Origin of the sequence: Devosia neptuniae, from assembly GCF_025452235.1 — a bacterium.
In the GTDB taxonomy this organism is placed as follows: domain Bacteria; phylum Pseudomonadota; class Alphaproteobacteria; order Rhizobiales; family Devosiaceae; genus Devosia.
Genome location: NZ_CP104965.1, coordinates 1,732,501 through 1,750,208, shown reverse-complemented (window position 1 = coordinate 1,750,208; position 17,708 = coordinate 1,732,501). Strand labels below are relative to the sequence as shown.

16 protein-coding genes and 1 tRNA gene (1 of these 17 running past the window's edge) are annotated in these 17,708 nt (G+C 62.6%); 5 read left to right on the top strand and 12 right to left on the bottom strand.

Annotation, left to right across the window (positions count from 1 at the left end; all coding sequences use genetic code 11):
* Positions 1-19: 19 nt before the first annotated feature.
* From N8A98_RS11415 to N8A98_RS11385, 7 genes are all read right to left on the bottom strand, one after another.
* The gene (locus N8A98_RS11415; RefSeq protein ID WP_262171955.1) at positions 20-703 is read right to left on the bottom strand and encodes a response regulator; all 684 of its coding nucleotides are present in this window, start codon (positions 701-703) and stop codon (positions 20-22) included.
* Positions 700-3,366: an ATP-binding protein gene (locus N8A98_RS11410; protein WP_262171435.1), complete on the bottom strand. Its 2,667-nt coding sequence runs from the start codon at positions 3,364-3,366 to the stop codon at positions 700-702. Before N8A98_RS11410 ends, N8A98_RS11415 begins: the two co-directional genes overlap by 4 nt.
* Before the next feature lies 1 nt (position 3,367).
* A complete protein-coding gene (kdpC, locus tag N8A98_RS11405; protein ID WP_262171433.1) occupies positions 3,368-3,934 on the bottom strand; it encodes a potassium-transporting ATPase subunit KdpC in 567 nt (188 codons plus the stop codon).
* Between the two features lie 14 nt (positions 3,935-3,948).
* A complete protein-coding gene (gene kdpB / locus N8A98_RS11400) occupies positions 3,949-6,003 on the bottom strand; it encodes a potassium-transporting ATPase subunit KdpB (protein WP_262171431.1) in 2,055 nt (684 codons plus the stop codon).
* A 9-nt stretch (positions 6,004-6,012) separates the two neighbouring features.
* The gene (gene kdpA / locus N8A98_RS11395) at positions 6,013-7,722 is read right to left on the bottom strand and encodes a potassium-transporting ATPase subunit KdpA (protein WP_262171429.1); all 1,710 of its coding nucleotides are present in this window, start codon (positions 7,720-7,722) and stop codon (positions 6,013-6,015) included.
* A gap of 16 nt (positions 7,723-7,738) precedes the next feature.
* Positions 7,739-7,831: a K(+)-transporting ATPase subunit F gene (kdpF, locus tag N8A98_RS11390; RefSeq protein WP_162740466.1), complete on the bottom strand. Its 93-nt coding sequence runs from the start codon at positions 7,829-7,831 to the stop codon at positions 7,739-7,741.
* A 276-nt stretch (positions 7,832-8,107) separates the two neighbouring features.
* Positions 8,108-8,184: transfer RNA gene (locus tag N8A98_RS11385), tRNA-Met, on the bottom strand.
* Positions 8,185-8,407: 223 nt separating this feature from the next.
* Between N8A98_RS11385 and N8A98_RS11380 the strand changes: the two genes are divergently transcribed.
* The 5 genes from N8A98_RS11380 (at position 8,408) to N8A98_RS11360 (ending at position 11,573) form a co-directional block, all read left to right on the top strand.
* On the top strand, positions 8,408-9,445 hold the full coding sequence (locus N8A98_RS11380) for an aldo/keto reductase (RefSeq protein WP_262171427.1): 1,038 nt from the start codon (positions 8,408-8,410) through the stop codon (positions 9,443-9,445).
* Positions 9,446-9,525: 80 nt separating this feature from the next.
* The gene (locus N8A98_RS11375; protein WP_262171426.1) at positions 9,526-10,221 is read left to right on the top strand and encodes a DUF599 domain-containing protein; all 696 of its coding nucleotides are present in this window, start codon (positions 9,526-9,528) and stop codon (positions 10,219-10,221) included.
* A 110-nt stretch (positions 10,222-10,331) separates the two neighbouring features.
* The gene (locus tag N8A98_RS11370) at positions 10,332-10,643 is read left to right on the top strand and encodes a (2Fe-2S)-binding protein (protein WP_113123676.1); all 312 of its coding nucleotides are present in this window, start codon (positions 10,332-10,334) and stop codon (positions 10,641-10,643) included.
* A complete protein-coding gene (gene bfr / locus N8A98_RS11365) occupies positions 10,609-11,094 on the top strand; it encodes a bacterioferritin (RefSeq protein WP_035103068.1) in 486 nt (161 codons plus the stop codon). The genes N8A98_RS11370 and bfr overlap by 35 nt, the downstream gene beginning before the upstream one ends.
* A gap of 68 nt (positions 11,095-11,162) precedes the next feature.
* Positions 11,163-11,573, top strand: coding sequence for a VOC family protein (locus N8A98_RS11360; protein WP_262171424.1), 411 nt, complete (start codon positions 11,163-11,165; stop codon positions 11,571-11,573).
* Here the strand turns inward: N8A98_RS11360 and N8A98_RS11355 are convergent, their stop codons facing one another.
* From N8A98_RS11355 to N8A98_RS11335, 5 genes are all read right to left on the bottom strand, one after another.
* The gene (locus N8A98_RS11355) at positions 11,574-12,185 is read right to left on the bottom strand and encodes a nucleotidyltransferase family protein (protein ID WP_262171422.1); all 612 of its coding nucleotides are present in this window, start codon (positions 12,183-12,185) and stop codon (positions 11,574-11,576) included. It lies immediately after the preceding gene.
* Between the two features lie 34 nt (positions 12,186-12,219).
* Complete coding sequence (locus N8A98_RS11350) at positions 12,220-13,230, bottom strand: alpha/beta hydrolase (RefSeq protein ID WP_262171421.1); 1,011 nt, start codon at positions 13,228-13,230, stop codon at positions 12,220-12,222.
* Positions 13,231-13,549: 319 nt separating this feature from the next.
* Entirely contained in the window at positions 13,550-14,764 is a 1,215-nt protein-coding gene (locus tag N8A98_RS11345) for a lytic murein transglycosylase (RefSeq protein ID WP_262171419.1), read from the bottom strand.
* Positions 14,765-14,928: 164 nt separating this feature from the next.
* On the bottom strand, positions 14,929-17,097 hold the full coding sequence (locus tag N8A98_RS11340) for a mechanosensitive ion channel domain-containing protein (RefSeq protein ID WP_262171418.1): 2,169 nt from the start codon (positions 17,095-17,097) through the stop codon (positions 14,929-14,931).
* Positions 17,098-17,224: 127 nt separating this feature from the next.
* On the bottom strand, positions 17,225-17,708 hold the 3' portion of the coding sequence (locus N8A98_RS11335; RefSeq protein WP_262171416.1) for a GNAT family N-acetyltransferase. It continues 11 nt past the right edge of the window; 484 of the gene's 495 nt are visible here — the last part of the coding sequence; the start codon falls outside the window, past its right edge; it ends in the stop codon at positions 17,225-17,227.

Here is a 17,708-nt window from a genome sequence, read left to right as displayed (position 1 = left end):
CGAAGTCAATGCATCGCGGCTATTCCATCAGCCGGTAGCCGACGCCAGCCTCGCTGACCAGATGTCTGGGGGCCTTGGGGTCTGCTTCGAGCTTGGACCGCAGCTGGCCGATGACGACGCGCAGATATTGCACGTCGTCCTGGTGAGCCGGTCCCCAAATACTGGTCAGCGCCTGGCGGTGGGTGACCACTCGATTGGCATGGGACGCCAAAAGGACAAAGAGATCGAACTCCTTGGGCGTCAGATGCACGGGCACGCCATCGACCAGCACGTGCCGCAATTCGAGATCGAGCACCAGATTGCCAAAGCGTTGTTGGCTAAGGTGGGCCTCCGCAGACCCGGCCTGGCGCAGCGCGACACGGATGCGGGCCAGCAATTCACCAATGCCGAAGGGCTTTTCGACATAATCATTGGCGCCCAGGTCGAGCGCCGCGATCTTCTCGATTTCCTGGTCGCGGGCGGAGAGCACGATGATCGGCACGGCCGAGAAGGCCCGCACCGTTTCAATAACGGTTTTGCCGTCGCCATCGGGCAGACCGAGATCGAGCACGATAAGCGCCGGCGCCCGCGTGGCGGCGAGGCGCTTGGCGTCGGCGGCGGTCGCGGCGGTCTCGACGTCAAAACCGGCGGCGAGCAGTGCGGGTTTGAGAAAGCGTTGGATTTGCGGCTCGTCATCGACCACGAGGATACGCTGCTGCATCAGCTGGCCTTTCCCGGCTCGGCCAGAGGCAGGCGCAGGGTAAAGCGGGTGCCGCGCTTGCGGATGGCGGGACTGCTCGCCTTGATGGAGCCGCCCATGGAGGCCATCAGGCCCCGCGCGATGGAAAGGCCCAGCCCGGTGCCCGCCGGGCGGCCGTCGCCCTTGGCGCGGCGATAGAATTTGTCGAAGATTTTTTCGAGCTCGGCTTCGGGAATGCCCTTGCCCTGATCGGTCACCGCAATGCTCGCTTCGCCATCCTCGGCGCGGGCATAGATGGTGACGGGCAGGCTCGCCCCGCCATATTTGCGGGCATTGTCGAACAGGTTGAACAGCACCTGTTCGAGCAGCACGGCGTCGCCCAGCGCACGGGGGAGGCCAGGCGCGATGCTGGTTTCTATGAGCAGGTCAGGATGCAATTTGCGGGCCCGGGCGGTGCTGGTGTCGATAATGGCGGCAAGCTCGATCGGCTCGCGCCGCGCCTTCATCATACCCGCTTCGATACGAGTCATGTCGAAGAGATTGGCGACAAAGCGATTGAGGCGCCCCGCCTCTTCCTCGATCGACAGCAGCAGATCGGCTCGACTCTCGGGCGGCATCTTGTCGCCCAGCTGGCGCAGGCTGGTCACCGCCCCGATAATCGAGGCGAGCGGGGTGCGCAGGTCGTGGGAGAGGGAAGAAAGGAGGGCCGATTGCACCTTCTCGCTCTCGCGCGCCACCGAGGCCCTGGCGCTTTCGCGGGTGAGGCGGGCCCGGTCCAGCGCAATAGCGGATTGATCGAGCAGGGCAATCCAGGTGCGCTCTTCGTCCGGCGCCAGCGGAATATCGCGCGGGCCCATGACGAGGCCCGCCACGCCCAGCAGGCGCTGCGCCGAGATGATGGGGCGGAACAGGTAATGGATTTGCGGCAGGGTGCCGGTCAGGAAGCCGGCCGGCTCCTTCTTGTCGAAGGCCCAGCGCGCGGCGGTGAGTTCGGCTGCGCCCAGCGCCTGGTCGGGCGGCCAGGCAGCAGTGGGCAGCAGGTCGCCGGATTCGTCAGGCACCAGCACGATGGCGGGTCGGCCCAGGCTGGCATTGAGATGGCTGGCAATGGCGTCGACGACGCTTTCCTGGCCATGGGCGGCCGAGAGCTTGCGGGAAAAATCGAGCAAAGCCTGGCTCTGCCGCGCTTGCTGGCGGGAGACTTTTGCACTCTCGCGTAGCCGGGCGGCCAATTGTCCGGCGGCGAGCGCGACCGCGATGAAGATGACCAGCGACAGCACTTCCTGCGGCTGGGCCACGGTCAATTCGCCGGTGGGCTCGATGAAGAAGAAATTATAGGCAAGGAACGACAGGCCCGCCGCGATCAGCGCCGAACCGCGCCCGGCAATCACCGCCGAGAGCAGCACGGCGGCGAGATAGAGCATGGAGAGGTTCTGCAGCGCCACCAGCGCCGTCAGGCCCAGGCCGAACAGCGTCGTGGCACCAACCGAGAGTAGCGGCAGGCCTAGGGTCAGCGCCCATTCCGGCAGGCTGGGCCATTTGCGGGCGCGGCGGGACGGAGCCGAGCCTTCGCCGGGCACGATGTGAATGCCGATCTCGCCGGCCCCGCGTAGCAGCGCATCGGGCAGCGAGCGGCGCAACCAGCTTCGGGTCGCCGGCCGGCCGATGACGATCTGGGTAATATGCTCGCGCCGGGCGATGCGCAGGATGGCATCAACGAAATCACTGGCGCTTTCGCGCCGCGTTTCAGCGCCGAGCCGCTCGGCCAGGCGCAGGGTTTCCTCCAGCTGTTCGGCATCGGCCGGTGCGGGCAAGGGTGTGCCCGGCCTTGTCAGCGACACGACCAGCCAGCGGGCATTGAGTCCCGAGGCGAGGCGGCTGGCCACCCGCACCACGCTTTCCGACATGGTGTCGGGGCCGACGCAGACCAGCAACCGTTCGCCGGTGGCCCAGGGGCCTTCCACCGCACTCTGGCGCAGGAAATCGACCATCTGGTCGTCCACCCGGTCGGCGGCGCGGCGCAGGGCCAGTTCGCGCAGGGCGGTGAGGGTGGCAGGTTTGAAGAAGCCGTCCAGCGCCCGCTTGGCATTGTCGGGCAGATAGACCTTGCCGGCATTGAGCCGGGCGATCAGCTCGGCGGGCGGCAGATCGACCAGGATCACCTCATCGGCCCGCTTGAGCACAATATCGGGCACGGTCTCGCGCACCGGAATGCCGGCAATGCGGGCGACGAGATCTGAGAGGCTTTCGAGGTGCTGGATATTGAGCGCGGTCCACACATCGATCCCCGCGCCCACCAGTTCGGCAATGTCCTGATAGCGCTTAGGATGGCGCGAGCCGGGCGCATTGCTATGCGCCAATTCGTCCACGATCAGCAAAGCCGACCGCCGGGCCAAAGCCGCGTCGAGATCAAACTCGCCATAGGGCGTGTCGCCGCCCTGGCGCGGCAGCACTTCAATGCCCTCGGCCAGCTTCGCCGTTTCGCTGCGGCCGTGCGTTTCGACCAGCCCAATGACCACGTCCATGCCGCTGGTCTTGAGCCCGCGTGCCCGCTCCAGCATGGCATAGGTTTTCCCCACGCCGGGCGCCGCACCCAGAAACACCGTCAGCTTGCCACGGCCTTCGCGCGCGGCAAGCTGGAGCAGGACGGCGGGGTCCGGCCGGTCTGTTTCGGTCTGGCGAGCCATATCAATTCCCGAGGGGAGCGGCCGCGTCCAGCGCCAGATTGAGGCGCAGCACGTTGACGCGCATTTCGCCGAATATACCCAAAGCCGGGCCTTCCGTCACATCTGCGACGAGCTTGGCGATTGCTGCCGGTTCGACCCCGCGCGCCTGGGCAACGCGGGCGATCTGGCTGGCGGCATATTGCGGAGAAATATGCGGATCAAGCCCTGAGCCCGAGGTGGTGACCGCATCACCCGGCACTGGTCCACCGCCCATGGCCTGCACCGAACCAGCGACGCGATCAACCAGCGCCTTGCCGGTCGGCCCGATATTGGAGCCGGTGGATGCAGCCGCATTATAGGACTCGGGCCCGGTCGCCGAAGGACGCGGCCAGAAATATTTCGGCTCACTGAAATTCTGGCCGATCAGGTCGGAGCCGATGGTGACGCCATCGCGCTCGATACGGCTGCCATTGGCCTGCCCGGGAAAGGCGACCTGCGCCGCAGCGGTAATGGCGAGGGGATAGGCCAGCCCCGTGACGGCCGAGAGCAGGACAGTGAGGACGATGGCAGGGCGGATTTGGTTGAGCATTTTTGTGGCTCCCTTCAGATGATGCCAAGCGCGGTGACGGCCATATCCACCAGCTTGATGCCGATAAACGGGGCGACCAGGCCCCCCAGGCCGTAAACGAGCAGGTTGCGGGACAACAGCGCCGCGGCGCCGACCGGGCGGTATTTCACCCCGCGCAAAGCCAGCGGGATCAGCGCCACGATGATCAGCGCGTTGAAGATCACTGCCGACAGGATCGCCGATTGCGGCGAGGTCAGCCCCATAATGTTGAGCGCGCCTAGCTGCGGATAGGTGACCAGGAACAGCGCCGGGATGATCGCGAAATATTTGGCCACGTCATTGGCGATGGAGAAGGTGGTGAGCGAACCGCGCGTCATCAGGATCTGCTTGCCGATCTCGACAATCTCGATGAGCTTGGTGGGGCTGGAATCCAGATCCACCATATTGCCCGCCTCGCGCGCCGCCTGGGTGCCCGATTGCATGGCGACACCCACATCGGCCTGCGCCAAAGCAGGGGCGTCATTGGTGCCGTCGCCGCAAATGGCGATCAGCCGCCCGCCAGTCTGTTCCTTGCGGATAAAATCCAGCTTCTGCTCGGGCGTCGCTTCGGCAAGGAAATCATCCACCCCCGCTTCCGAGGCAATGGCCGCGGCCGTGACGGGATTGTCGCCCGTGACCATGATGGTGCGGATGCCCATGGCGCGCAGGGCCGCAAACCGCTCCTTGATGCCCGGCTTGACCACATCCTTGAGATGCACGACGCCCAGGAGGCGATCGGCTTCCGCCACAGCCAGCGGCGTGCCGCCGGTGCGCGCAATGGCATCGACGGCCTTGTTGAATTCGGGGCTGGCCTGCGCCTTGTCGAGCCCGACAAACCGCAACACGGCATCCACCGCGCCCTTGCGAATGCGCCTGCCCTCGATATCGATGCCCGAAATCCGGGTCTGGGCGGAGAAGGCAATGGTCGTCGTGCCATTGCCCACGATGCGCTGCTCACTGAGGCCGAAATCGGTTTTGGCAAGCGCCACGATGGAACGCCCTTCGGCGGTCTCATCCGCCAGCGACGCCAGCAGCACCGCCTCGGCCAATTCCTTTTCGCTCACTCCCGACACCGGCAAAAACTCGGACGCCATGCGATTGCCAAAGGTGATCGTGCCGGTCTTGTCGAGCAGCAGCGTATCCACATCCCCCGCCGCTTCCACCGCCCGGCCCGAGGTGGCGATGACATTGAAGCGGATGAGCCGGTCCATGCCGGCAATGCCGATGGCCGAGAGCAGGCCGCCAATCGTGGTGGGGATCAGCGTGACCAGCAAGGCGGCCAGCACGGCCACCGACAGCGTCGTGCCCGAATAGAGCGCCAGCCCATAGAGCGTCACCACGGCGATGAGGAACACCAGCGTCAGCCCGGAGAGCAGGATCGACAGCGCGATTTCATTGGGTGTCTTCTGCCGCTTGGCGCCTTCGATCAGCGCGATCATGCGATCGACAAAGCTCTCGCCGGGCTTGGTGGTAATGCGCACCTTGAGCCAATCGGAAATCACCTGCGTGCCGCCGGTCACGGCCGAGCGATCCCCGCCCGCCTCGCGGATCACCGGTGCAGACTCGCCCGTGATGGCGCTTTCATTGACCGAGGCCACCCCTTCGATAACTTCGCCATCGCCGGGGATAAGGTCATTGACCTCGACCAAGACGATGTCACCGATCTTGAGCGCCGTAGCCGGGATAACCTCGCAGCCATTATTGCCGCTCTGATTGGCGAACAGCATTTTCTTGGCGACGAGGTCCGATTTGCTGCGTTTCAGGCTCTCCGCCTGCGCCTTGCCGCGCCCTTCGGCAACGGCTTCGGCAAAGGTGGCGAACAGCACGGTAAACCACAGCCAGAGCGCGATCTGGCCGGAAAAGCTGGCGCTCACGCCGCCGAACAGGTCCTGGATGAAGATGGCGGTGACGACAACCGCCACCACTTCGGTGACGAAAATAACCGGATTGCGGATCAGCTGGCGCGGATCGAGTTTGATCACCGCGTCGCGCAGCGCCGGCACCAGAATGGCGGGCGAAAGAATGGAAATGGATTTGGCGGAAGTGGACATTTTGGTTTCCTAAAAGCTCTGCCCGGCCAGCATGGCGAAATGCTCGACAATGGGACCCAGAGCCAGGGCCGGGAAGAATTGCAGCCCGCCCAGGATGATGATGATGCCGATGAGGAGGCCCACGAACAGCGGCCTGTCGGTGGGGAACGTGCCCGAGGAGGCGGGCACGCGTGGCTTGGCCACCAGCCCACCGGCAATGGCCAGCACTGGCACCAGATACGCAAAGCGACCCAGCAGCATGGCGATGCCAAGCGTCGTATTGTACCAGGGCGTGTTCGCCGTGAGCCCGCCAAAGGCCGAGCCATTATTCCCCGCCGCCGAGGTATAGGCGTAGAGAATTTCGCTGAGCCCATGCGGGCCGGGGGTGAGGATCGAGCTGGTGCCAAATTCGGCCACCGCCGAAATGGCGGTAAAGCCCAGTATGGTCAGCGGCAGGATGAGAATGGCCAGCATGGCAAACTTCATCTCGCGGGCCTCGATTTTTTTGCCCAACAGTTCCGGCGTGCGGCCCACCATCAGCCCGGCCACAAAGACCGCGAGGATGGCAAAGACCAGCAGCCCATAAAGCCCCGAACCAACCCCGCCGGGCAGCACTTCGCCCAGCTGGATCAGGAACATGGGCACGAGGCCTCCAAGCGGGGTGAGCGAGCCATGCATGGCATTGACGCCGCCATTCGATAGGCCTGTGGTGACGGCGGCATAGAGCGCCGACATCGCCTGGCCGAGGCGGACTTCCTTGCCTTCCATATTGCCGAGAGAGGGATCGACGCCCACCGCCGTCAGCAGCGGATTGCCAAACGTCTCGGCCCAATAGATGGCGCCGGTGCCGATCACCAGCATGATGACGGTGACCGAAATCAGCGCCCAGCCCTGGCGGCGATTGCCCACCATCTGCCCGAAGGCATAGACCAGGGCCGACGACACGCCGAGCATGGCGATGATATTGAGATAGTTCGAGAAGGCGTTGGGATTTTCAAACGGATGGGCGGCATTCACGTTGAAGAACCCGCCGCCATTGGTGCCCAATTGCTTGATGGCCTCCTGGCTGGCAACCGGCCCGGTGGCGATGGTCTGCTGCAGCCCTTCCAACGTCGTCGCGGTAAAGCTGGCATCAAGGCTCTGCGGCAGGCCGAGCGCCACGAAAGCCAGTGCCACCACGATGGCGAGCGGCAGCAGCACATAAAGCGTGGCGCGGGTCAGATCGACCCAGAAATTGCCCAGCTCACTGGCGCCCGAGCGCACAAAGGCCCGGGTCAGCGCCATGGCCACGGCAATGCCGGTGGCGGCCGAAACGAAGTTCTGCACGGTGAGGCCCAGCATCTGGCTGAGATGGCTCATCGTGGTTTCCCCGCCATAGCTCTGCCAATTGGTATTGGTGACAAAGCTGGCGGCGGTGTTGAAGGCCAGGTCTGGCGGCACGCCAGCAAAGCCCTGCGGATTGAGCGGCAGCACATTCTGCAGCCGCAAGATGGCGTAGAGAAACAGGAACCCGACGAGGCTGAACAGCAGCACGCCGATCGTATAGCCGAGCCAGCCCTGCTCCTTGTCGGGGCGCACCCCGGCGAGGGCATAAAAGCCGCGCTCGACGGGAGCGAGCATGGGCGAGAGAAAAGTGCGCTCGCCGGAAAACACCTTGGCCATATAGAGGCCAAGCGGTTTGACGAGCAGAAGGACTGCAACCAGCACAAAGCCGATTTGCAGCCAGCCAATGAGGGACATATCTGGCTCCGAAGGATCAGAAGCGCTCGGGGGCCAGCAGCGTCACCACAAGGTAGACGGCCAGCGCCAGCGCGATAAGAAAAGCGATGATGAGCATGGTGCCGCTCACAGGCGATGCAGCGCCGCGGCATAGATCGCCAGAGCGATCAACGTGCCGGCGCCAAGAGCAATAAATGCAAGGTCGAGCATAACGAGCCTCCAATTGAGGCCCATTCATTGCACCCATGCGCCGTCAGATTTCCATATGGAATGCGACGCCGCGGCATAAGGATTTCATAAGGGCGCCATCGCCGGCATCGCTCGGATCAAATGCCGGCCTGCCCGCAGAACTGCTGGCCCGGAAAAGGAAAAGCCCAGCGAAGCACTTGGCTTTGCTGGGCTTTTTTGGTTGCGGGAGCAGGATTTGAACCTGCGACCTTCAGGTTATGAGCCTGACGAGCTACCGGGCTGCTCCATCCCGCGTCAAAACGTTGATAACAATGCCGGTTGGCTTGGTCATCACGGCGACCCGGTGGTCGCGACGTGAGGCGTATATAGGGGGTGAATTCGCTCAGCTCAACCCCTAAACGGTCCGCCATGACGCTTTTTTGACACTTATACCGGATCAGCGCCTTGTCTGCCGCAGCCAGCCGTTTTATCCGCTAACTGCCGCCTCCCGTTTCCCCCGATCATCTGGAATTTGCTCATGAAATTGAAGCCATTGGGCCGCACCGAATTGCGGGTCACCGAAATCTGCCTTGGCACCATGACCTGGGGCAGCCAGAATACCGAAGCCGAGGGCCACGCCCAGATTGACCTGGCGCTCGAAGCGGGCATCAATTTCATGGATACCGCCGAGCTCTATGCCGTGCCCGGCAGCGCCCAGACGTCCGGGCGCACCGAGGAAATCATCGGCAATTGGTTCGCCCAAAGCGGCAAGCGCGACCAGTGGATCCTGGCCTCCAAGATCGGTGGCGGCGGTAGTAGCCATATCCGCAACGGCGCCCGTGCCGACGGCGCTTCGATTCGCGTCGCGCTCGAACAGAGCCTGAAGCGCCTCAAGACCGACCGCATCGAGCTCTACCAGGTCCATTGGGCCTCGCGCGGCAGCTATAATTTCGACGGCTCCTGGACCTATGCGCCCAATAAGCAGGACACAGCCGATGTGCTCGACAATATCGGGGACATGCTCGAAACCCTGGGCGCGCTGGTCAAGGAGGGCAAGATTGCCCATGCCGGCGTCTCCAACGAAACCACCTGGGGCATCAGCCAATGGCTGGCCATTGCCGAGGCCCGCAACCTGCCGCGCCTGGTCTCGGTGCAGAACGAGTATAACCTGCTGCGCCGGCATTTCGATCTCGACCTGGCCGAACTCAGCCACCATGAACAGGTGGGGCTGCTCGCCTATTCCCCGCTGGCCGGCGGCCTGCTGACCGGCAAATATTTCGATGGCGCCATTCCTGCCGGCAGCCGCGCCGACTACCAGAAGGGCTTCTGGCGCCTCAATGCCTATTCGGAGGCCGCGGCCAAGGAGTATGTCGCCCTGGCCCGGGAGCACGGCCTTGATCCCGCACAAATGGCTATTGCCTTCGCCCTCACCCGGCCGTTCATGACCTCGGTGATTGTCGGCGCCACCAGCACCGCCCAATTGGCCAATGCCATCGGCGCCGCCAAGCTTATCCTGTCGCCAGAGGTGCTGACGGCGATCGAAGCGATTCACCGCCGCTGGCCGCGCACCATCTAAGCCTTAAGGCGGCGGTTGATGCCGTCGCCTTTTTTCACGGCCGCGTTATAAGTGAAGCAAACCACTCCGGGGCCACGACCTTGTCGATCACGCTGATCTCCACCATCCTGCCGCTGATCTGCTATTTCGCCTATAACATCATCGTGCCTTGGATCGAGCGGCGGCGTCCCTCGCTCTCGGTGATCATGAACATGCAGCGCCGGCGTTGGGTCGCCAATGCCGCCAAGCGCGAAACCCCGTTCGACGCCATCCTGTCGGGCAATATCATGCAATCGGTCAGTTTCCTCGCCTCCACCGCCGTGCTGATGGTGCTGGCGGTGTTCGCCGTGTTCGGGCAATTGCCGACATTGATGGCGGCGCTCGATTCCCTGTCGCTGGACCGGGCCTATTCGGTCAGCGACGTGGAAATCCATCTCGTGGTCATGCTGGCGCTATTCGTGCTGGCGTTTTTTGCCTTCACCCTGTCGCTGCGCCAGTTCAACCATTTCTGCATCATGCTGGGAGCGCTCGACCACAATGTGGAGACGCCCGAAGACGAAATCGAGGCCATTGCCCGCATGAATGCGCTGGGCGCCAAGAATTTCAACAGCGGCATCCGTGCCTATTATTTCTCGGTGGCGACGGTGGCCTGGTTCGCTTCCGAATGGCTGGCCATCGCCACGTGCCTTGCCACCATATTCATCCTGGCCCATCGCGAATTCTTCTCGACCGCGCATCGCACGGCTGCCCTTGCCGCGGTCATCGCCGCGCGCCGCCAGCAAAAGGCCGATAGCTGAGCCCCGTTTCCAGCAAATGTGTTCGGCGATATTAATTTCTGACATTGACAATCATGAATGCTGGACGCTTTATGCCGCCCAGCAAGCTCCACCCTGACAAGCCGGCACAAATGCTCGTCTGCCAATGCAACATGATCACGTCCAAGGAAATCGAGGACATCGTTCTCGACCTTCTCAAGGCCGACCCGTGGCAATTGGTGGTTCCGGCCAAGGTCTATAACGAGCTCAACCGCCGCGCCAAATGCAGCGGTTGCGTGCCGAATGTGGTGGACATTATTGTTCGCGTCACCGAAAACTACCACTCGCAGCAAGCCCATCCGCCTGCCGATCTGATCCACATTCAGACCGGGCTGGAGAAGCTCAAGAAACAGCAGAGTGGAGTACGTCGTGAAAGGCGAAGCACAAGTCATCGAGCGGCTTAACGAGGCCCTCTTTCTCGAACTCGGCGCGGTGAACCAGTATTGGGTGCACTTCCGTCTCCTGGACGACTGGGGCTATAAGAAGCTCGCCGCCAAGGAGCGCGCTGAATCAATTGAGGAAATGCATCACGCCGATCGCCTGATCGAGCGCATCATCTTTCTCGAAGGCCATCCGAACCTGCAGCGCGTCGCGCCCCTGCGAATCGGCCAGACCATCAAGGAAGTGCTCGAAGCCGACCTTGCCGGCGAATACGATGCCCGCGCCGCCTATAAGGCCAGCCGCGAGCTGTGCGAAAGCCTGGGCGACTATGTTTCCAAGAACCTGTTCGAGGCCCTGCTGACCGACGAGGAAGGTCACATCGACTTCCTTGAAACCCAGCTCGAGCTGCTCTCCAAGATCGGCGAAGAAAAATACGGCCAGCTCAATTCCGCTTCCGCCGACGAAGCCGAATAAGCTTTTTGCCTATTTTCTATGGACCGCCCGGCTATCCCCTGGGCGGTCTTTTTACGTGAGGACCACATATGACCTGGCATACCGGCCGTCTTATCGACCACGTCCATCTGCGTGCCAGGAATTTTGCCGCCACGCGCTATTTCTACGAAAAAGTGCTGGCCGTGCTTGGCCACAGAATCGAGCAATCGGGCAAGAACTGGTTCCAGGTCGACGAGCTGTTCGTCGACGCCGCCGACGCCAGGACCGTGCCCACCCATATCCACCTGGCCTTTCAGGCCAAGGACCGCGCCATGGTAGACGCTTTTTATAAAGCCGCCTTGGCGGCCGGTGGCAGCGACAACGGGCCGCCCGGCGAGCGGCACTACCATCCCGGCTATTACGGCGCCTTCGTACTCGACCCCGATGGCAACAATATCGAGGCAGTGTTCCACGGCCCGGTGCAGCGCTCGGCCGAGTCAGTCAGGTTCGATCCAGCCTGATCAACCGGGCCATGGCACCACGGTCAGTTCGGGCCAGATGCCCTTGTTGCGCTCGGCCTTGACGTTATGGGTGTTGCGATTGTCGAGCGCAGTATTCGGCGTAATGCGGAACGAGAACATGTCATCGAGCCCGAACGGCGCGAAGATGCTGATCGCATCGTCATCCTCGAGCCGCGCCGAGACCGCATGAGTCTTGGAGGCGAAATAGTCCATCATCTCGGCGCTGCTGCGCAATTGCGGATAGGGCGTGCCGAATTTCTGCGGGAACCACAAATGCACCCGCGCCTGGTTGCGCACCTCGACCGGTAGCGGCAGATCGCCGAACACTGCCGCCGCGCGGCGGATCACGCGGTCCTCGGCTTCATAGGAGAGATCGCTATCGTCGAAATAGACGACATCGGCATCCTTGATGCCGGTCAGCGGCGGTTTTCCGCTCAGCTCGTTCCACACTGAATTGTAGATCGCGCCGGACCCCAGCAGCGGGTCGGGCAAGGCCATGTCGCGCAGCCGTTCGAGAATAGTCATCAGCACCGGCTGCCGCCGGATGATGGCCTTGACGGTCTCGACCTGAACCTGGTGGCTGGCGCCGGAAAATCGCAAATGATCGCTCATCCGAGCAAGCTAGCGCGATTCTCCGGCGCTGTGCCTATTTCTGGATCGGCTGGAACATGGCATCCATCTGCTGGATGATCTGATCCATCGGCGCAATCGATTCCGGCAATTGCTCCGGCGGCTCCGGCGCCACCGCGACATAGGGCACCCCGCTCGGAAACGCCCCGAACATCTGGAAAAAACTCACCATGTCGTCGAGCACCGGCATGCGCCAACGCCACATCGCGCCCATGGCAATCACCGGCTCCATATGGCCGAAGCCATTGTAATATTTGGTGGTGACCCAGATACCGCTATCCTTGAGTTTCTGGGCGAAACGCTCGGTATTCTGCATCCGCACGATGGGGTCGGTGGTGCCCGTCGCCAGATACATGGGCGGGGTATCGGAAGTGACCAGATTGATCGGCTGAGTGCCCTGCGGATTGGGCGCATCGCCAAATGCATCGCGCACTTCGCCATATTCGAACGGATAGAAATCGTAGGGTCCCGATAAAGCCGCCACCCCCAGAATCGACAGCGTCACGCCATATTCGCGCAGGAAAGACGGGTCGAGCGCCAGCATCACCGCGTTGTAAGCGCCGGCCGAATGCCCGGCCAGGAACACCCGATTGGGGTCGCCGCCATATTGGGCGATATTGTCCTGCACCCAACGCAGGCCATTGGCATTGTCTTCCAGAAACTCCGGATAGCGCACTTCGGGCACCAGCCGATAATCGGCGATGACGGTGACAAAACCCCGCGCCGCCAGAGCCCGGCCAACGAACTGATAGTCGCTGCGCTCACCCCGATTCCAGCCGCCGCCATAGATGAAATAGACCACCGGCGCCGGCGTGCCCCGCTGCTCAGGAGCGTAAACGTCCAGCTTGTGGCGGGGGCCATCGGCATAGGCGATGCCGTCGCCAACCTTGGATGTGCCGGCATCCATGGCCGCCGGCAGGTTGAACGGATCGAGCAGCGACAGCGCCATGCTGGGCGCCGGGTGGATCGCGATCAACACCATCAGCGCCATCAGGATCGGGCGCAGCAGCAAGGGATTTCGGGTCATGACCATCTTGGTTTTCAGCGGAGAATGAGGGTGCCTAGCGCCCAATGCGGAGGATTTTATGGCCATCCAGAATGGGCGAGGGCAGGAGTCTCAATGGTCCGAGACGCGCCTGCCCTCTACTTAAGCGCCGACAAATCTGGGCGCAATTGGTTAACGATAGGTTAACGGCGACACGAGGAGCAATCGACTTTCAGCTCAGGCTGAGCCGAGAATGGTGGTTTGCGAGAACCGGACCGGAGCGTACTTTTGGGTACGTGAGGACCGGAAGCGCAGAAAACTGCCCATTTGCAGGCCAGCATCAGCTGAAGGGCGGTTGGTCCTAGCGTTTGAGCATATCCAGCAGCCGACCGGACACATGTCCGTCAGCCACCACGCCTGCGCGGTTTTGAAAGGCCATCACCGCCGCCCGCGTCTTGGGGCCGATCACCCCATCGGGCGAACCGACATCATAGCCGGCCCGCGCCAGCAGCGATTGCACCTGGGCGCGCTGATCCTTGCTCAGCGCATAATCACCCGATGGCCAGGGCGCAGCGAACTGCCCGCCCCCGATGATCCGGTCGGCCAGGTGCCCGACGGCCAGGGCATAGCTGTCCGAATTGTTGTAGCGCTTGATCACATCGAAATTGTGCAGCAGCAGGAAGGATGGCCCCACTGCCCCGGCCGGCATATAGATCCGCGCCACATCGCTCTGCCGCGGGAACGGCTTGCCCGAAACCCGGGTAATCCCCATGGCCTGCCATTGGCTGAGCGGCGCCCGCTCCAACTGCCGTGCGGCGGCAAAATTGAAGCCGGAGGGCAGCTTGATTTCATAGCCCCACGTCTCGCCCGGCCGCCAGTTAAAGCTCTTGAGATAATTGGCGGTCGAACCGAGCGCATCAGGCACCGAGTTCCAGATATCCTTCCTGCCGTCGCCATTATAGTCGACCGCATAGGCCATGAAGCTCGATGGCATGAACTGGGTATGCCCCATGGCGCCGGCCCAGGAGCCCACCATGTTAGCGGGGCTCACATTCCCATCCGAAATAATGCGCAAGGCGGTCAGCAACTCGCGCTTGAAGAAGTCGGCGCGATAGCCGCCCTCGACCAAGGTGGCGAGCGCATGGATGGTGTTCTCGCCGCCCATAAAGCCACCGAAATTGGTTTCCATGCCCCAGATGGCCAATACGATTTCCGGCTGCACGCCATAGCGCTGCTGCGCGCCGGTCAGGGTCTGGTTCCATTCGCTACGCATGGCCCTTCCCTTGCCGGCCTGGGCATCGGTGACGCGGCGATCGACATATTGCTGCACCGTCTGGGAAAATTCGGGCTGCTTGCGCGTCAGCTCCATGATTTTCGGCGAAAAACTATACCCGGCAAAGGCCGCGTCAAAGGCCGCGCGGCTCACCCCCTGCGCCTGCGCATCGGGCCACAGCCGGCGCACGAAATCGGCGCTATTGGCAAAGGCCGGCACAATAGCGCCAAACGCCAACAGCGCGGTCAGAGCCAGCATGAGCAGGCGGCGGAAAAAGGCAATCTTCTTGCCGGATGGGTGCATGGCGGGCCTCGTGATACGCTAACTTCAGTCACGGTGGCGGAGCAAACAGGCCCCGCCCGCGCGTCAAGTGTGCCGCACAGGACGCGTATCACTATTTTAACCGATCAAATTAAGATCGGCTTAAGGCTAAAGCCCGAGGCGATCACACTTGCGTGCCGCTGCGATCACGGTTGCGTGGCGGCCTCGTCATCCAGCGGCGGCAGGATTTGCGGCCGGTCAACCGTCCGGTAGGTGACGATCTGGGAGGGGCTGCGAATATCGCGCTCGGCCAGCATGCGCTTGACGGTTTCGCTATAGAGCCGGCCAATGCCCCATTGCTTGCCGGCCATGGTCTTGATGCGAGCCCGCACTTTCATCGCCCCGCCGGTCAGCGACACCAGGCCCTGTAGATCCAGATCATCGATCACCATGTCGCGGTGTTCCGATTGCATGGCCACCACGAACGCATCGCGCAGCACCTGCTTGACCGCCTCGATATCGCTGTCATAGGCGACATCGAATTCGGCGACATAGAAGGAATAGCCGCGCACCATATTGGAGACCTGATCCACCGAGGAGAACGGGATCAGATGCACCGTGCCGGTCATGTCGCGAATGGTTACCGAGCGGATGGTGAGCTTTTCGACCACGCCGGATTTGCCGGCGGCCTCCACCACATCGCCCTCGTTCATGACATTCTCGAACTGGATGAAAATGCCGGTGATGATGTCCTGCACCAGCTTTTGCGCACCAAACCCGATGGCCAGACCAATCACCCCGGCGCCGGCGAGGAGCGGGGCGATATTCACCCCGATCTGGGCGAGCGCCAGCATCAGCCCGAACACCACCAGGGCAATGGTGAAGGCATTCTTGAACAGGTTGAGCAGCGTCTTTTCGCGCGGCGTCGGCGCCTTGCCCACCGTGGTATTGAGCCGATATTCGACCCAGGACGCCACCACGACATAAAGCACCACGCAGACCAGCACGATCAGCGCGGCGGACACGATCGAGCCGGCAATCTGCTGGCCCTGTTCGCTGCCGATCCAGCCCAGGAAATCGAACAGCGACCAGGCCTGCAAAATGGCCGCAACCACCCCGGCAATCACCACCCAGCGAACCACCTGCATGACGCGGGGCACAAAGGCATGCAGCCGCGCTTCGAGCAATGGCAGCCGCGCCTTGATATCCCCCGGCAGGCGCAGGCCGACGCCTACAAAGCGGCCGACAAAACCCACAATCACCGCGCCAACCACGATGGCGATCAGCGACTGGATCGTGGCCGCGATCATGAAGGGCAAGGCCCGTTCGGGATTGGCAAACCAGACCACGAGCAGCGCCAGCAGATAGCCGATCGCCACCAGATGCCAGAACTGGCCGACCAGCATGAACAATTGGCCCAGCCCGTCCTTCTCGCGCTTTTGCGCCAGCTCATTGAGCCAATGCCGCACGTCGAGTTTGTTCTGCAAGACGATGATGATGCCGATGACCACGGCCGTCAGCATAACCAGAGCCTGCACCGCACTGGCCGCCCCCAGTGACAGATTGGCCGCGATGACCGGCGAGACGAACATGAAGGTGTAGCCGACCAGCGAGATGACCCGCGCCAGCCAGAATGACCAATAGGCCGCATTGCTGTCCGACACCGGCAGCAGGCGCAAAGCCGTGTGACGCGGCACCAGAATGGCCCGCACCACCAGCTTGCTCATTTCCACGACGAGGAAGGCATTGAGCAGCAGCGATTGGTTGATCCCCATCCGCCCCGCATTGCCGCCAATGACGCTGAGCGCCAGCACATAGCCAATGGCCCACGCCAGCACCACCGAGCCGCCATCGATTGCCGCCGCACCCACGGCACCCAGCAGCCGCACATACCAGGCGCGATTGGCGACGCGGCCGGCAATCATGCCCTGCAGCCACACCACCAGCAGCCGCAGCACGAGGAAACTGCCGAACAAGCCGAGACCGACCAGCAATACGCCAATGGCGATGTCGCGCAGGGCATTCAGGTCGCCATTGGCGGCGCCATTAAAGCCCTGTTGCAGATCGGAAAACACCTGACCGACCGCCGCAAAAGTCGCCGACGCACCTTCCGCCACGCTGCGGGTATATTCGGCCAGTTGTCGGGCAATGCTCAGATCCGCTGGCGCTTCGGCCGGTACCGCCGGCTCGGCACTAGCCGATTGCTGCAACCGCTCAATCAGCGCCGCCCGGCTTTGATCATTCTCGATAATCTTGATCAGCGTATCGATATCGGCATCGCTGGCACTGGCCGGCGCGGCAGCCGGCGCCGCCTGCTGGGCAAGAGCGGGCATGCCCAAGGCAAATAGGGCCACGATGACGAGAATAAAGCGCATGGGGCAATAAGGTCCGATTGAAATCCAGGATCTGGGTCCAGCATGGCGCTGGTTGTCAGCCGGTCAAGCCTAGGCTGCGAATAAGCCCAGATTTTGCCCTGGTGAGCGCTTTGAGCGCGGCAATAGCTCAAATACTCCGCTGCAGACGCGCCACGGAATACCCCTCGACGACAATATCGTCTCCGACCCGGCTGAACCCCGCATCGCGATAAATGGCAATGAGCTTGGCCCGCGGCGCGCAGTCGAGCCGCAGATAGTGCCGGCCCGCCTGCCTGGCCTGATCGGCGGCCCAATCAAGCATCAGCCGCGACAGCCCAAGGCCCGCGAATGGCCGCGCTATCGCCAGCTTGTGAATATAGAGCGCCTCACCGGCCGGATCGTCCGGCCAGAATATGTCGTCCCGGCCTTGCAGATACATAATGGCCGCGACAGTCCCATCGGCCTCGAGCACCACGGCTTCCTCCGCCTCGATCCTGTCAACGACACCGGACAGGCTGAAGCTTGAGGCCGACCACAGCTTGCCAGGCCCCGCCGTTTCCAGCCACAAGGCTACCGATTGCAGGATTTCCAGGATCGCGACGGCATCGGCTTTTATAGCCTTGCGAATTTCA